The 437-nt window shown below is 51.0% G+C and carries 1 protein-coding gene; it reads right to left on the reverse strand.

Translation table 11 applies throughout. The annotated features are described in order from the left end of the window. Positions 1–437, reverse strand: a 437-nt coding sequence (locus DCCM_RS18575; RefSeq protein WP_207655572.1) for a hypothetical protein, incomplete at both ends; no start/stop codon positions are given.

Here is a 437-nt window from a genome sequence, read left to right on the forward strand (position 1 = left end):
GTTTGCCGGAGGGGAGCCTGGTGTAGCTGGCCATCAGCGCCCCGGCCCCGTCCCGGTCGGCTATTACCTGGCTGCCGTCATACTGGTAGTAGGTGGCGCTGTTGTTGGCCGCTTCTATTACTCCCATTAGCTGCCCGTCGCCGTTATAGAGGTTTCTTACCTGTTCATTGCTGCCTTTGGTTACTCTGATTAATCTGTTTTCGTAATCGTAGTAGTATCCCCAGGAGTAATCGTTTTCTCTTTTTTCACTTTTTTGATTGCCGTTGGAGTCATAGGTGTAGGTATAGGTGCCTCTTACTCCGCCCTCGGATGTTTCTATGGTTTTTTCGGACAAACGGTCAGCGGTGTTGTAGGTGAAGGTGCCGTTTTCATGATGGCCTCCGCTTTGGATTGTCCATTTTTTGGTGTGGCTCAGCCTGTTGCCCAGGTTGTCATAG

It is taken from the genome of Desulfocucumis palustris, from assembly GCF_002933875.1.
Classification (GTDB): domain Bacteria; phylum Bacillota; class Desulfotomaculia; order Desulfotomaculales; family Desulfocucumaceae; genus Desulfocucumis; species Desulfocucumis palustris.